General features: G+C 46.2%; 14 protein-coding genes. 1 reads left to right on the top strand and 13 read right to left on the bottom strand.

What is annotated here, in order from left to right; genetic code table 11:
• Positions 1–38: 38 nt before the first annotated feature.
• From A11S_RS04705 to rplM, 4 genes are all read right to left on the bottom strand, one after another.
• On the bottom strand, positions 39–782 hold the full coding sequence (locus tag A11S_RS04705; protein ID WP_015467350.1) for a hypothetical protein: 744 nt from the start codon (positions 780–782) through the stop codon (positions 39–41).
• A complete protein-coding gene (locus A11S_RS04700) occupies positions 779–1,306 on the bottom strand; it encodes a gamma carbonic anhydrase family protein (RefSeq protein ID WP_015467349.1) in 528 nt (175 codons plus the stop codon). Before A11S_RS04700 ends, A11S_RS04705 begins: the two co-directional genes overlap by 4 nt.
• Before the next feature lie 85 nt (positions 1,307–1,391).
• Positions 1,392–1,880, bottom strand: a complete 489-nt coding sequence (gene rpsI / locus A11S_RS04695; RefSeq protein WP_015467348.1) for a 30S ribosomal protein S9 — start codon at positions 1,878–1,880, stop codon at positions 1,392–1,394.
• Between the two features lie 25 nt (positions 1,881–1,905).
• Positions 1,906–2,367 (bottom strand): 50S ribosomal protein L13, encoded by a 462-nt coding sequence (gene rplM / locus A11S_RS04690; RefSeq protein WP_014102580.1) that lies wholly within the window; start codon positions 2,365–2,367, stop codon positions 1,906–1,908.
• Between the two features lie 210 nt (positions 2,368–2,577).
• Between rplM and A11S_RS04685 the strand changes: the two genes are divergently transcribed.
• Positions 2,578–3,891 carry an O-acetylhomoserine aminocarboxypropyltransferase/cysteine synthase family protein gene (locus tag A11S_RS04685; protein WP_015467347.1) on the top strand — a complete coding sequence of 438 codons (1,314 nt, stop codon included), beginning with the start codon at positions 2,578–2,580 and terminating at the stop codon, positions 3,889–3,891.
• A gap of 63 nt (positions 3,892–3,954) precedes the next feature.
• On the opposite strand, the gene A11S_RS04680 is transcribed toward A11S_RS04685, so the two are convergent.
• From A11S_RS04680 to A11S_RS04640, 9 genes are all read right to left on the bottom strand, one after another.
• Positions 3,955–5,115, bottom strand: a complete 1,161-nt coding sequence (locus tag A11S_RS04680; protein ID WP_235068345.1) for a glycosyltransferase family protein — start codon at positions 5,113–5,115, stop codon at positions 3,955–3,957.
• An 8-nt stretch (positions 5,116–5,123) separates the two neighbouring features.
• Positions 5,124–6,197: a non-hydrolyzing UDP-N-acetylglucosamine 2-epimerase gene (gene wecB / locus A11S_RS04675; protein ID WP_015467345.1), complete on the bottom strand. Its 1,074-nt coding sequence runs from the start codon at positions 6,195–6,197 to the stop codon at positions 5,124–5,126.
• 1 nt (position 6,198) lies between these two features.
• The gene (asnB, locus tag A11S_RS04670) at positions 6,199–8,202 is read right to left on the bottom strand and encodes an asparagine synthase (glutamine-hydrolyzing) (RefSeq protein WP_015467344.1); all 2,004 of its coding nucleotides are present in this window, start codon (positions 8,200–8,202) and stop codon (positions 6,199–6,201) included.
• A 2-nt stretch (positions 8,203–8,204) separates the two neighbouring features.
• A complete protein-coding gene (locus A11S_RS04665; protein ID WP_015467343.1) occupies positions 8,205–9,374 on the bottom strand; it encodes a glycosyltransferase family protein in 1,170 nt (389 codons plus the stop codon).
• Positions 9,371–10,246 (bottom strand): NAD-dependent epimerase/dehydratase family protein, encoded by an 876-nt coding sequence (locus tag A11S_RS04660; protein WP_015467342.1) that lies wholly within the window; start codon positions 10,244–10,246, stop codon positions 9,371–9,373. The genes A11S_RS04665 and A11S_RS04660 overlap by 4 nt, the downstream gene beginning before the upstream one ends.
• Positions 10,230–11,669, bottom strand: a complete 1,440-nt coding sequence (locus A11S_RS04655; protein WP_015467341.1) for a flippase — start codon at positions 11,667–11,669, stop codon at positions 10,230–10,232. Before A11S_RS04655 ends, A11S_RS04660 begins: the two co-directional genes overlap by 17 nt.
• Entirely contained in the window at positions 11,666–12,958 is a 1,293-nt protein-coding gene (locus tag A11S_RS04650; protein ID WP_148285169.1) for a glycosyltransferase family protein, read from the bottom strand. Before A11S_RS04650 ends, A11S_RS04655 begins: the two co-directional genes overlap by 4 nt.
• Before the next feature lie 83 nt (positions 12,959–13,041).
• Positions 13,042–13,980 carry a methionyl-tRNA formyltransferase gene (locus tag A11S_RS04645; RefSeq protein ID WP_015467339.1) on the bottom strand — a complete coding sequence of 313 codons (939 nt, stop codon included), beginning with the start codon at positions 13,978–13,980 and terminating at the stop codon, positions 13,042–13,044.
• 6 nt (positions 13,981–13,986) lie between these two features.
• The gene (locus A11S_RS04640; protein WP_148285103.1) at positions 13,987–14,970 is read right to left on the bottom strand and encodes a class I SAM-dependent methyltransferase; all 984 of its coding nucleotides are present in this window, start codon (positions 14,968–14,970) and stop codon (positions 13,987–13,989) included.
• Positions 14,971–14,972: the final 2 nt, after the last annotated feature.

The raw sequence follows: 14,972 nt of genomic DNA, 5'->3' as shown, positions 1-14,972 counted from the left end.
CTTTGCTTGGGTTTTATCCCCTCACCCCAGCCCTCTCCCTATGGGAGAGGGGGTGAATGCAGCTTTGCAGAAAATATCGTGGCTAGACGATCGGCTTCACTCTGTTTTTTCGCCAACGTCCAGAACACCTGCCGCCCCGGTGATATTTTCGTATCCGCAATCTCTTGCCCAATGCTTAAACCTGCAGCAGCCACACGCCCCCGCAGCCATTCTTTACGGTCATCACCAATGCGGTAAAGATTGGCAAACATCACATCACCATTCCGCATGATGGACGCCAGATCCGTGAATAAATTGTCATCAATGCGGAATTGCAACATATACAGCGCAATCAGGATATTGATACCGTCATCGCCCAGACTGATCTGGCGAATATCGCCCACCACGTGGGATTCAATAGATTGCGCATTCAGCGCCGCAACGACATGCGGGTCGATATCAACCGACATATAGCGGGATATTTTTGAAAAATATGGCACAATGGTCGTCTGGCCGCTGCCAACATCCACAATCGTCATGTTCCGGTCCCCGGCAAAATCCTGTACCGCGTCAGCCACCATAATCTTCAGGGCATCGTTCTTCCGTTCCAATCCGGATTTAAAATTCTGATCCCGCAGACGATTAACATCCTGTAACTGGGCCAAATTCAATTCGTGCATGGGAACGGGCAAATAAATACCGCCCGTCAAATGAATGTAGTTCAGATTGCCGACAACCCGCGTTTGTTCATACGCCCCATCGGTTGCGACCAAAATGCCCGATGGCAGGATTTCGTGCGTCATTCCACCGCGCCCTGTTCCGCACGATAGGTTTGCGCCAATGTCGCATAGCGTTCCGCAGAAAAGAGCAGGAAGTTTTTTTCCTCCGCCGTTAAATCGCGCATATAACGGGCCGGACGCCCGCCCCATAACTGCCCCGACGGCACAATTTTTCCCGGCGTGACCAACGCGCCGGCGGCGACCATGGCATCGGCCTCCACCGTGGCGTCATCCATGACACAGGCCTGCATTCCGATAAAGGCGCGATCACCGATGGTGCAGGCATGCAATATCGCACCGTGCCCCACCGTCACATCATCACCGACATACGTACCCTGTGTGGTCGACGACACGTGGATGATTGTTCCGTCCTGAATATTCGTGCGTTCGCCAATGATGATATTGTTCACATCACCGCGCAGGGTGCAGCCATACCAGATGCTGGCCCCTGCCCCCACAACGACATCGCCAATAATCGCCGCCGTTTCGGCGACAAAGGCCGACGCGTCGATACGTGGTAATTTTCCTTTGAATGAACGTGTAAACATGGGGCAAGCCTATCATAAAACCGCCATAAGAAAAACGCCCGGCGCGAACCGGGCGTTTTTGAATTTTGTACAATAAGCGAAACGATTAACGCTTTGCCCACTGTTTGGAACGACGGGCTTTGTGCAGACCGATCTTTTTACGTTCAACAACGCGGCTGTCACGGGTCAGCATGCCGGCTTTCTTCAGAACCGGGCGCAGAGCCGGGTCGAAGTTCTGCAGAGCACGGGAGATACCGTGGCGCACAGCACCAGCCTGACCAGACAGACCACCGCCGGTGACCGTGCAGATCACGTCGAATTCACCGACGCGGTCGCAGATCAGGAACGGTTGGTTCAGGATCAGACGTTGGGTTTGACGAGCGAAGTAAACGGACTGGTCACGACCATTCACGGTTACGGTGCCTTTACCCGGCTTTACCCATACGCGGGCAACGGCATCTTTACGACGACCCGTGCCATAGGAACGGCCCTGTGCGTCAACTTTGCGTTCGCGCACAACCGGTGCGGCAACGTCAACGCCAACAGCTTGTTTCAGGTCTTTCAGATCGTTCACGGTTTCAGTTTTCGTAGCCATTTTCTAAATTCCTTACCTGTGACGATTATTTGCGTTTGTTTTTCGGGTTCATGGCAGCAACATCCAGAACTTCCGGATTTTGTGCAGCATGCGGATGTTCCGTCCCGGCATAAATACGCAGGTTGGTCATCAGATGGTTGGTCAGCGGGCCTTCCGGCATCATGCGCTCAACAGCCTTCTCGATAACGCGGCCCGGGTATTTGCCTTCCAGGATTTCGCCCTTGGTGCGGCCTTTGATCCCGCCCGGATAACCGGTGTGCCAGTAGAAAATGTCTTGTTCTTTTTTCTTACCGGTAATTTTCACTTTTTCCGCGTTGATCACGATGACGTTGTCGCCATCATCCATGTGCGGGGTGTAGGTGGTTTTGTGCTTGCCGCGCAGGTGGTCGGCAATAACGCAGGCCAGACGGCCCAGAACAACGCCCTCGGCGTCAACAATGACCCATTTCTTCTGGATATCACTGGGTTTTGCAGAATATGTCTTCATCACTTTCAACCTTGTTTTCTAGTCCATGGCGAGGGACAATGCCCGCCATTGGCCGTGTTGCCTTTAAAGCTGTGCGGTTATGAAACATTCCAGACCCCAAGTCAACACAAATAAGTGACGAGGGCTTGGAAAAAACTGTTTAAAAACAACCTCTTGTGAAAAGGGTATTATAATACCCTCAAAAAAACGATTGAAATAAGGGGAAAAACAATGGGAAGCACGACAATGAAAGACCAAACCGCCGCCCAACAGGGCTTTGAGACTCTCTCCATCCATGCCGGCGCCGCCCCAGATCCGGCCACGGGCGCCCGCACATTACCGATTCATCAATCCGCCGCCTTCGTCTTTAAAGACGCGAAACAGGCCGCCGATATCTTTCAATTGCGCGAAATGGGCTATTCCTATTCCCGCCTGACCAACCCCACCGTGGCGGCATTGGAAGAAAGAATCGCCGCATTGGAAGGTGGCACGGGCGCCACCTGTACGGCGTCTGGCCTGTCCGGCCACCTCCTCATCCTGTTCACGTTGATGAACGCGGGGGATGAAATTGTTGCGTCCAAAAAACTCTACGGCGGCACCGCCAACCAACTGGGCCTCAGCTTCAGCCGGTCGTTCGGATGGAAAACAAACTTCGTCGACCCGACCAACCCGGATAATTTCCGCGCGGCCATCACCGAACGCACACGCGCGATTTTTGTTGAAACATTATCCAACCCGGAAGGCGTGATTGTCGATCTGGAAGCCATTGCCAAAATCGCGGATCAAGCGGGCATTCCCCTGATCGTCGACAACACCATCGCCACACCGTATTTGTGCCGCCCGTTTGAATATGGCGCATCCATCGTTGTGCATTCCACGACCAAATTCCTGAACGGCCAGGGGAACGCCATGGGCGGATGCGTGGTTGATGGCGGAAAATTTGATTGGATGAAACATGCCGACAAATTCCCGGCCCTCACCCAACCGGACAAAGGCTATAACGGCATTATCTTCGCCAAGGAATTCCCGACCATGCCCGTGGCCATTCACAACCATGCCGTGGGATTGCGCGATTTGGGCATGAACCAGCAGCCGATGAACGCATGGATCACCATGAACGGCATTGAAACACTGGCCCTGCGCATGGAACGCCATTGCACCAACGCGATCAAAGTCGCAGAATTTTTGGCAAACCACGCCAAAGTGGCCAAGGTCAACCACTCCGCCCTGCCCGCCAGCCCATATAACGCACTGGCAAAAAAATACCTGCGCAATGGCTGGGGCGGTTCCGTCTTTACCTTCGCGGTCAAAGACGGCGTAGACGCCGGCAAAGCCGTTCAGTCGGTAAAATTGTTCAGCCACCTCGCCAACATCGGCGACACCCGCAGCCTGATCATCCACCCCGCCTCCACCACCCACGCCCAAATGAGCCCCGACCAGCAAAAAGCCGCGGGTGTTGGGCCGGAGGTGGTGAGACTGTCAATTGGGATTGAGAGTGTGGAAGATATTATTGAGGATTTGAATCAGGCGTTGGCGAATGCTTGATATCCACAACAAGACAAGTAGAAACCCCCGCCATCCGGCGGGGGTTTCTACTTCAAAAAATTTTTAATGAATACCGACGGAATTCAAAATAGAAACAATCTTTTTACCCTCTTCTTCGAAACACAAATCACGCGCAGCGCGATCAGAGGCCCTTTTCTTCTGCATTATAAAATCGGCGGTTAAGGCATTCAGCGCCCGTGCCATCGTTTCCGGTTTGAAATCATCCGAAACAATTCCGCAATCATACTCCCTCAGCAACGACGCCATATCCGGTGACGGCCCAATGGCCAACATCAAGCGTGCCTGAATAAACTCAAAAAACTTATTCGGCAAAGAGTATTCCGTATTAAATCCAGTCGGCTCTAGAAGATAGAGACCGATATCATAATTCTGCAACATAGGCAGGATTTGATTAAAAGGAACTGGATCCAGAAAACGAATACGATCCTGCCCGACCGCACGTTTTTGTAGCTCTTTTTTATAGGACGGACTGCCCGTTAAATAAAAATCCAGCGTAAACCGATTGTCCAGCATGGAAAACATATCAATCATATTTTCCAGTTTCCGGTCACGATTTGCACCACCATGATGGACCATACGCACAATATTATTCTGAACGATCTGGGGTTCTGCATCATAAAATTTTGGCGCGCTCCGAACCAAAAGTGATTCTACACCGATATCTTCCTTGTACCGCGTCACGATTCCCGGTGAAACCGTCATCACCTGATCGCATTGCGGCATATACCTACGGCATACGCGCACTTTCTCAGGCCGATCCAGAATACGCCACAGGAGATTCCCCTCCATCTCACCAGGATAATATTCCCGCGCATCAAAAATCACCTTAGCCTGACCTTTCATCTTAAAAACAAAAGGCAAAAGCCACGCATCATGCACAATAACGGCATCGTACTGATTATGCTGCAGCCGTACCAAAACATTTGAAAAACCCCAGCGGCGATCATTGAGAAACTCAGATACAGGCTCAAATGGCAATAGAAGCGACCAGGCACGAATAGCCTTTCGCAAAATTCGGTTTGTAATTTTTTGTGACGGAAAACGGAAAGCATAATGTGCATCAATATCCATTTTCTTACACAAATGAAAACTGGCGACATCCACCGCATGCCCCATGCCCTTGCACAAGGCAATGGTCCTACCTGGCCGCGGATTACTACTGGGATCAGCAAGACAGGCAACCAATATTCTCTTTTGATCCATCACCGCGTTTAAAACCTCGAAGAAAGATACGAAACGATTTTCTGTGCGGCATCCCCCTTGCCATACAGATCAGGCCTGAACAACGCATCGCCTTGACGGCCCCCATTTAATGCACGTCCAATTTTCTCAGAATCGGCACCGACAAGAATATTCGCACCGGCATCAACCAACTCAACCCATTCCGTTTGATCCCGCAGGGTAATGCATGGAACGCCATGGAAATAGGCCTCCTTTTGAACACCGCCGCTATCCGTGGCAATCAATTTTGCATTTTTCTCCAACGCCACCATATCCAGATACCCAACTGGATCGATCACACGCACGTTCGATGGTACGGAAACGCCAATATCCCCAATGATTTTTTGCGTCCTTGGATGAATAGGCAGAATGATTTCATCATTACAAGCCGAAAACCCCTTTAATATCGAACGAATTTTATTGGCATCATTCGTATTTTCAGCCCGATGAATCGTGGCAAGGATATATTGCCCCTTATGCAGAGAGAGCTTCTGCATAACATTGCTTCCGTGGCTGGCCATATCACCGTAAAAACGGGCAGCATCAAGCATAACATCACCTACGATTTGCACATGATCACCGCAAACCCCCTCGTTTTTCAGGTTATTTTCAGCAACTTTTGTCGGCACAAACAATATATCAGACGCATGATCCGTCAGAATCCTATTAATTTCTTCCGGCATCTTTCGATTAAAAGAACGCAACCCAGCCTCAACATGGGCGACAGATATGTGAATCTTCACCGCGGCCAGAGTTCCCGCCAAAGTCGAATCCGTATCACCATACACAAGAACAACATCTGGTTTTTCTTTTAGAAGAACGCCTTCAATTTTCTCTATCATGCGGCCAGTATTCTGGCCGTGCGTTCCGCCACCGACACTCAGATTATAGACGGGCTTGGGTATCTCCATCTCTGCAAAAAAAACGTCGGACATATTGGCATCGTAATGCTGCCCCGTATGAATAATGATTTCCGTACAGGACGGCACCTGTGCAAATGCCCGTGAAACGACAGCCGCTTTGATAAATTGTGGGCGGGCACCAACAATCGTACATATTTTCATTCTACACACCCACACGAACGGAGAATAACTTCATCCATTCACCAAAATTAATCATACGCCATATGACAAAGCTGAACGGCTTGCGACCTGCAATGATGTCCTCAAGCAGATCCACACAGTTGGAATTCAGGATTCCCTGTGAATTGTCTATCGCCTCTTTCATTTTCTGGCGGAACACATCCGGGGCGGTTTCACGCACCCATACCTCTTCCGGTGTTGCAAAACCAATCTTGTCCATACGATCCCGAATTTCATCCGGTATTACCCCGTCCATCGCTAACCGCAGGATGCGCTTCGTTACACCATCTTTTATTTTATAGTCATCTGGTAACGCCATGGAAAATTCAACAACGCGGTAATCAAGAAAAGGAACACGCGATTCAATTGAATGTGCCATGGAGTCGCGATCTTCCCAATGTAATAACATTTGCAAATTGGTGGATGTCATCTGGGCGTGGCAATAATCGTAAACGGATTTTTCCGCTCCCCGAAAAGGCGAAACCACTTTCGCGGGTAAAACATTCCAATTCAACCAAGCCGGAACAGGGGTTGTTTTCCCCATAGCCCTACGCAATACAGACTGGATTGATTGCGGCAGAACCGAGGCCGCAAACTGACCCACCAATGTTTTATACGGGTACCCATGAATATTATGGACCAATACAAATTCACGGAACAACTGCCCCCACCGCATTGTACGAAACAACGTGCCAAATCGAACCCCCATGGCCCCATGGTAGCCGAACAATTGCTCATCCGCCCCTTGCCCATCCAACATGACACGCGCTTCATCTTCTGCGGCCAATTTAAAAACATTCCACTGCGCAAAAATGCTCGTCGAGCCGAACGGTTCGTCTTGATGCCACGTTATTGTGTTTGAAACATCGAAAAGATCACTCATTTCCGGACATGTATAGTGCGAATCTGTTTGCGCATGGCAAACAACTGCTTCAATCCATTTCTGTTCATTAAATTTGTCGACTTTCGACAAGGCCGAAAACGTTTTCTGAGCGTTGTTCGCACCCGCCTCCCGTAAAATATCCTTCATCAGACAGACGATAGATGACGAATCCAGCCCACCGGACAGACACGACCCGACCGCCACATCCGAGCGCAGACGTAACTCTACAGATTGCTTCAACAAGTTGTAAAAATCTGTCGCGGCCTTATCCATAGATCCTGAAAACTTATTTTCAGGAATATCATACCATTTCGTTGTATAAATTCTCCCATTGGAATGGGATACGCCGTCGGAAATATTTATTTCTGCGGAATGTCCAGGGCGAATATGAAACACTCGCTGGAACAGCGTTTCTTCCGTATGATCCGTTATTCCCCAAACAAGAAAATCATACGCCCGCTGTACATTCACGATTGCATTCCATCCAGGAATCACCGTGAATTGTTTTATTTCAGACCCAAAATAAAAATTATTGTCTGGTGCTACCCAATAATAAAGGGGCTTCACACCGAAACGATCCCGCGCAAGAAAAACTTTATTTTCTCTTCGGTCGAAAATGGCAAATGCCCACATGCCATTGAACTTTTCGAGGCAGTCTTTTCCCCATTCCGCATAGGCAGCCAGAATAACTTCTGTATCCGTTCGGGATACGAATTTATGGCCCAGATTTTCTAATTCAGCGCGCAACTCCAGATAATTATAAACTTCACCATTATAGGTAATCCAATATCGCCCTTCAGCATAACTCATCGGCTGGTGCCCCAATGGGGACAGGTCGAGAATTGACAAGCGGCGATGGCCAAACCCAACATATGCATCATTTGGAAACGCCTGCTCACTGTTATCCGGAAACCATGACGGCCTATTCTCCGCAGTAAAATTCGGTGTATCCGCCCCAGACAAAACAAGGGGCATCTCCACGCTTTCGGTAAAAAGCACGAACCCCTCACCATCCGGGCCACGATGACGGATAATATTATTCATATTTCTGAGCGAATTTTCCGGCACAGAACGGGATGATATGAATCCGGATATACCACACATAATTACACCCCGTATCCACGTTTCATGACAGAAAGCGCATCATCATACATAGTTTGGGCAATCTTTAACGGATCATGCCATTTTTCAACATATGCACGTCCCCGCATACCGATGTTATCCAAATCACTTTTATGCGTGGTCAGATAGTCCTTCAGAACATCATATATAGTGTCTGGTGTAGCATTTATAATGGGCATATCTTTCCGCATATCTTCGGGCATAAAATGCAGATCAGACTCTCGCATATAGCAAATAACAGGCTTACCTAGAGCCATCAACTCAACGGCCAATCCGCCGTAATATCCAGCCAATAGCTGGTCAACCAACAAATCAGCCGTTTCGTATATTTTTTTTGCGTCCTGGTTCGACATACCTTCAACCAAGGTATAACGGAACTCGTACCCTTCGCGCTTGAGGCGTTCAAAAGCCTGAATGATATACTTCGTGCCCTTAACATCCCTGTGGCTTGGCGCATGCACGATGTGAATTTCTTTTTGATTGTGGCCATTCTTCTTAACGATATCCCAGTCCTCTAAACTGACACTCGCATAAGGAATAAATTTCGCGCGTTCGGGTAAAACATTCAACAGATCTGGATTAACCGTATAGATAAAATGTGCGTACTTGGCAAATACGTCGATTTTTCTTCGCTTATTCGCATCCGATTTTTTTGAATAATACGAACCATCGACCTCTCTGCAAAAATGAATGGGATAATTTTTTTCACAAAAATCGCCCTGCCGCGCGTCATCCCCTTGATATGTAACAGTAACGACCTTTCCCAGAATTCGCGCAATTTTCAGATCAATAAACTCAAACCACCGCGCATATAGATTGTTATAGATCCATATTTTGAAAGCATCGTATTTCGCATTGTCTGAAAAATACTGACTCGGCGCTAATGTTTCACCAAAATTAAAATGAATAATATCTGCAAGACATAAAACCCGAAATATTTCGATCCAACGGCGAAATTCGCAAAAAACAATATTTTCCCCGGAGCGGAAAACAATGCGATCCGCTTTATAACCCAGATAACTTCTGCTTAGGGAAACGGATTCGCTTTTAAGCCCCAAAGACTTTTCCGCCGCCGATAATCCTTGCGGATTTCCGCCCACCATCGTGGGGCAATGAAAAATCCTTATATCCGCAATATTTTTTCTTTTTTTCATTGGATCAACTCTTTTACCCCATCCCGCAAGGACACCTTCGGCTCACACAGAACGCTTCTCATGAAATCAATATTGGCAACAATATCTCCACCCGAATTATCAGCATTTTGGAAGATGGGTTCTTTTCCGACAAACTCACCAATCATGTTCGCAATCTCCCGTAGCGAATATGTATCGGGCCCAGCCACATTGAATGTGGCACTCTGATCCAGGTCCATAACTTTGCGCAATGCACGCACAGCGTCAGAGACATGAATAGGGTTTATTGAAATTCCATTCTCTCCCTGCAGGGCGATTGAGCGATCACTCTTAACGTTATCCACCAATCGCGGCAGAAGCATTCCCCTCTTCTGCTCCGCGCCATATACAAAAAAGAACCGCATGATATTTACATGCATGTGCGACGCATAGCTTTCGGCAAGGATTTCGCCGCAAAGTTTGCTACCTAAATAATAGCCAAGCTTTCCCTGCTCTGAAATCGGCGAGTTTTCATGAAATGCATGAACACCCGTTCCATAAATCCCCCCTGACGAAGCATAGACAAAACGAGCAGCCTCACTTTTTCTCGCATAATCCAAAAGTCGTGCCGTTGAATCTATGTTAACCCTAAAAACATCCATTGCAGAATTTGGAAAATCGCGGAAATTTTCGGACTGCGCCAGGTGATAAATAACATCAGGTGACGACGGCAGATCAGAAACATCCCACTCATCACTGAAATCAACTTTATGATAGATAACATCGTTGACAGGCTGATCCGGAATTTTTCTAACAACTGCATGAATCTCATGCTCTGAACAAAAACTCAAAAGAAGCTCACGTCCGATCAGTCCATTGGCGCCAGTAACAACAATCCTAGACTTTGCTGACATTTTTCATCTCTTTTATCGGCAACAAAAACAAACCCAAAACCGCACATGTAATTGCAAAGAGCAATTTTTCAACAATCCCCGCCAAAGATATTTCAGAAGATTGAAAAAGCAGAGAAACACAAAGAACACAACCACCAAGGAAAGACACGCCTCCCAACTTAAACCAATCCACGGGAATGGGGTGGAGTTGTTGAGATCGTACAAAATAGCCTACCGTTAAAACAAAATAAGAAATAAACGTCGCCCATGCCGCACCCACAGCGCCAAAATCGGGTATTAAAAACCAATTTCCCACCAAATTAACAACAGCGGCCACCCACGCCATTTGCATGAGGATTCCCGTTCTTTTTTCCAAAGAAATTCCAATGGCTGTGATTTGCTGCGTAGCCTGCAGAACAATACCAAAACAAAGAATTGCCAGAGGAAATGCGCTCAACGCATATTCATCGGGCATAAGAAAAGCTATAATTTCCCCAGAGAATAACGCAATTCCTCCACCCACAATCAACATAAAGTAGAGTAAGCAAAGGAGAACGTTGAAATATACTGCACGATAGCTCTCGGGATAATCGGACTTAATCTTAATCGCGTGCGGGCTCCATGCCTGACCGAATGCGGCGGAAGCGAACAATACAATTGTAGCAAATCGATAAGAAACAGAATATACACCAACTTCTTCTACAGATGACATGCTTGCAAGCATCCAACGATCCATAGACCCAAATAACCAATATGCAAGACCAGCGTATATAAATGGATGCCCAAACCGCACCAGCGTTTTGGCCCATTCTGAGCTAATTTTCACCGTAAGATCCTGGCGAACAAGATACAAACCAATCGGAAAAACAGCAAACCCCACCAGCGCCTGCGCGATCAAAACACCATCAACACCCGCACGAAAATACAGCACCGCTACAACGGCAGAAAAAGCAACCAAGACACGACCAAGCAAGGTAAAGATCAGAAAATTAACCGGCTTGAAATGAAGTCGTATTACATCCTGAATAAATTGCGTTGACTGTGTTGTAATCAGCAGAAAAACCGCAGCAATTATGCCGTAGAAAGTTACCGGAAGATGTAATCGATCTAAAAGAGCTATCGTAATAGGCATCGTTAAGAAAATGGCGCAAGTAAATACGAATGCCAGAAATAACAATATAAAAAAAGCTGTAGAGACAATAACAGGACGCTCACTTAACGAAGTATCAGCATCCCAATAAAAGCGCTGTGTCGCATTGTTCAATCCGCAGTTTATAAATAACCCAAACAAACCGACAATTGTAACAATCAATTCAAGAGTTCCGAAAGATGCAGGTGATAGCACAGCGGCAATTAATGGAAATGTGAAAAAGGCTATGACTTTGCTAGCCAGATCAGCCCCACCATAGACAACTGTATCTTTGGCCAGATTGCGAAAAATCATAGATCGGGAATTTTATTATCAACCAAGGGCGGAACGATTTTAGGCTCATCCTTTTTATATTCACCCAAAAGCGGATGATATAAGTTGATTAAAGAATCTCGCCTACCGTACAAATAATCAATCACGGCACTGAACAAATACTGAGCGGAATCATATCCATGATATTTTTCAGCATAAGATCGCCCCGCGCCGCCTAGATCCTGACGCAATTGAGGATTTGTAACCAACTTACGTAGTACGTCAACAACACTCTCTGGCGAAGCTGACACGATTGGGCATTCACCGAGAAACGACCAGCGCCTTGTAGGAATAACATAAGAATCATCTTCAAAATTTGCGACTACCGGCAATCCAGACGCCATTCCCTCAATAGCATTAAATGCATAGCCAGACGCTATCAATTGATCGACCAGTATATCGACATCTTTGTAAAAAATATTACGTACTTCTTCATTTTTCTTTTTTTCAATTAACACCAGCTCAACATTCAGCCCCTCTTCCTTTAGTTTTTTAACCGCATCAAGAATAAATTCCGTCCCTTTAAAGCCACGATGATTCGGAGCATGCGCAATATAAACTGCACCAGAAACTCCATCTGCATCACTCTTTCTTATAGATGGACGCCAAACTGATATATCAATAACAAACGGACTAGGGGTAATAACATCCCAACGCCCGAAGCCATCCGCCGCCATAACACCGCATATCACACAGCTTGCACGAGAAATCCAATAATCTACGCGTTTCTGGATATTAGACTGAATCCGCGCAGCCCCAGGATATGACATCAACAAGCCATGAGTTAGAGAAATTGATTTTATTCTCCTATACACATAAGCATCTGCACCATACGGGATCAAAACCGTCTTCTTTCCCGATAAACTTAAAGCCCAGCTTTCTAAGCGCCAATATGGCGTTCTACCCAGATAAAATCCCTCAAAAGGCAGAACAAATACATCATATTTTAATAACGATTCAAAAAAGGCTATATAGTATTTGATAAAATTTGGAATACTGCCGAAACGGCTTTCCAAAAGAAAATTATAGTCGCTTTTTTTATTAATTACAGAATAATACCCTTCCATGTACGTTTCAGATACATAACCCACATCTTTCATTGCCCTAGCCCAATACATATTGCTTATGATTGGCGTCGGTCCCCAGACAATTCGCGCTCGCTGGCATTTTCTGCTTGATAAAAAACGAACACCTATGCCGTAAAAAAAGAGCAAGGCCGCAAAGAATGGATAAAAAACAAAACATACAAATTTGTAAATTTTTTTCTTCATCACAAAACACACCCTATAAAGAAAATGACAACCATAAAACCTACCCTTAAAACTGATAAATCTGTAATTTTTGTTTACATTTTCTACGCTAAAAAACATTCGGGCTTAATAAGATCCACAGCGTCCGCAACGCTACAATCCACATCATCTATAGCAACAGATTTAACCTCGACAATTTTCCCATCACCACACCCAACAAACAATTGATGGCCAGAAATGACAGCGATCCCCTGAGTTCCAACGTCAGAAAGATCAGATTCCACAACAGCCCACACCGTCAACTTTCTATCTTTTATAACTGAAAAGGCACCCGGATACGGTTTTGTTTGCGCACGCACAAAATCATAGACTTCCCTTGCGCTCCTGCTCCAATCTATTTTCCCATCTTCTGGACTGCGTTGCGGGAATAAGCGCCGTAAACTTTCATTCTGAACTATCATTTTCGCTGTTCCGTTCGCAAGGGTTGGTACATGTTCCACAACAAGCGCCAGCCCCAGATCCTCAATACGGGTATATAAAGTTGCGATTGTATCTTCGTGATAAATTGGCGTTTTCACCTGCCCGACGATGGGACCACTGTCTACGCCATCATCAAAACGAAACATTGTTATTCCCGCTTGTTTTTCGCCATTTATAATAGCCCAAACAAGAGGTGCTCCCCCGCTATAATCGGGAAGTAAAGATGCATGTAATCCGTAGGCTGGTGCCATATCACGCCAGCGTTTAGGCACCATATGATACCAACCGCAAACCAAAAACATATCAGGCTTCCACTCTGATACTTTTTCAAACAAATCATCTCCCTTCATTCCATCGGATATTTCAATAAAGGGGATGTAATGAGCACGACAAATGTCAGAAACATCTGCATGCAATACGTTTTCAACGCCATCTTTGTTATAGGAAATAGTAAATTTTTTAGGCGCAGTAACAACACCAGACACACGGACATCGGCCATCCCAAGAAGGGATAGCAGACACCTTTGGCCGAATTTGCTACTACCTATAAAAACGACATTCATAAGTTTTTATGCCATTTTCTTTGCAAAACGCCCGCTGTAACAGGCTTCTTCAACATGAAAACTTACAACATTCATGTTGTTATCATTCACAATTGCCTCCACCTCTTCACGGCTGTAGCGCCGGGCATTGCTGGGGCTATACCAATCAAAATTGATCAGATCTGATGTTTCTCGGCCCAAATTTTCGTTCCAGTAACATTTCATGAAATTCCAGTAGATCAATCTTTGCACATCGATCATACCACCCTTAATTCCTAATGCTGGAATTTCAGGGACATCAACCTGAACATTCAATTCAGAAAGGCGTTTTCCAAATTCTGTGATCTGTTTAGACATTTCCATGATTTCATCATGGCTCATGTTTTTACACTGCGTCCTGAAATAATCGTCTAGCAATTCACGCGGAAGAGCTTTCTTGGCATAGAAATAGCACGCAAATTCTCCAGTCGGCGCAGTCACGCGGCGCAATTCCGCGAATGTTTTTTCAGGGTCCTGCGTGTGCATGATAACCTGGTCACAGCTTACATAGTCTATTGCACCGTCACGAAATGTCGGTTTTGCGATATCACCCTGAATAAAAAACAAGTTCGGCACATGTGCGTAATTATGAGCTGCAATTTTTGCAGCAGCAGAAAAGTCCATGGCCACGACCAGTGCATGAGGAGCGAGATTAGCCATCCAAGCTGCTTTATTTCCCATGCCACAACCCGCATCAAAGATATATTTCTTATCTTTTAAAAAATCGGCGAATTCATCTTCTGTCACAAATCCATATAACTCAAGGTACCATTTACTCTGCATCGCGAAGAGACGTTCTTTCTCTTCGCTTTCTTTGTACCCTGTCCATTTGCTTGAAAAGGCTGAGTTTGTTGAGTTTTGATCCTCCTCTTCAGCCTCTTCCGCTAAATACAAAAAATTTTCGTTCTCCTTAAATTCTATCTTATCAAGAAGAATGTCTTTGAGATTTTTGTAAACATCTACACGTTGCATTG

The organism is Micavibrio aeruginosavorus EPB, from assembly GCF_000348745.1.
Lineage (GTDB): Bacteria > Pseudomonadota > Alphaproteobacteria > Micavibrionales > Micavibrionaceae > Micavibrio > Micavibrio aeruginosavorus_A.
The sequence above is the reverse complement of the archived record's forward strand: the minus strand, read 5'-3'. Positions and strand labels throughout refer to the sequence as shown.

Excerpts from the sequence above, each read along its gene's own strand:
- A11S_RS04705 (WP_015467350.1), bottom strand. The coding sequence starts at position 782 with ATGACGCACGAAATCCTGCCATCGGGCATTTTGGTCGCAACCGATGGG.
- A11S_RS04700 (WP_015467349.1), bottom strand. The coding sequence starts at position 1,306 with ATGTTTACACGTTCATTCAAAGGAAAATTACCACGTATCGACGCGTCG.
- rpsI (WP_015467348.1), bottom strand. The coding sequence starts at position 1,880 with ATGGCTACGAAAACTGAAACCGTGAACGATCTGAAAGACCTGAAACAA.
- rplM (WP_014102580.1), bottom strand. The coding sequence starts at position 2,367 with ATGAAGACATATTCTGCAAAACCCAGTGATATCCAGAAGAAATGGGTC.
- A11S_RS04685 (WP_015467347.1), top strand. The coding sequence starts at position 2,578 with ATGGGAAGCACGACAATGAAAGACCAAACCGCCGCCCAACAGGGCTTT.
- A11S_RS04680 (WP_235068345.1), bottom strand. The coding sequence starts at position 5,115 with ATGGATCAAAAGAGAATATTGGTTGCCTGTCTTGCTGATCCCAGTAGT.
- wecB (WP_015467345.1), bottom strand. The coding sequence starts at position 6,197 with ATGAAAATATGTACGATTGTTGGTGCCCGCCCACAATTTATCAAAGCG.
- asnB (WP_015467344.1), bottom strand. The coding sequence starts at position 8,202 with ATGTGTGGTATATCCGGATTCATATCATCCCGTTCTGTGCCGGAAAAT.
- A11S_RS04665 (WP_015467343.1), bottom strand. The coding sequence starts at position 9,374 with ATGAAAAAAAGAAAAAATATTGCGGATATAAGGATTTTTCATTGCCCC.
- A11S_RS04660 (WP_015467342.1), bottom strand. The coding sequence starts at position 10,246 with ATGTCAGCAAAGTCTAGGATTGTTGTTACTGGCGCCAATGGACTGATC.
- A11S_RS04655 (WP_015467341.1), bottom strand. The coding sequence starts at position 11,669 with ATGATTTTTCGCAATCTGGCCAAAGATACAGTTGTCTATGGTGGGGCT.
- A11S_RS04650 (WP_148285169.1), bottom strand. The coding sequence starts at position 12,958 with ATGAAGAAAAAAATTTACAAATTTGTATGTTTTGTTTTTTATCCATTC.
- A11S_RS04645 (WP_015467339.1), bottom strand. The coding sequence starts at position 13,980 with ATGAATGTCGTTTTTATAGGTAGTAGCAAATTCGGCCAAAGGTGTCTG.
- A11S_RS04640 (WP_148285103.1), bottom strand. The coding sequence starts at position 14,970 with ATGCAACGTGTAGATGTTTACAAAAATCTCAAAGACATTCTTCTTGAT.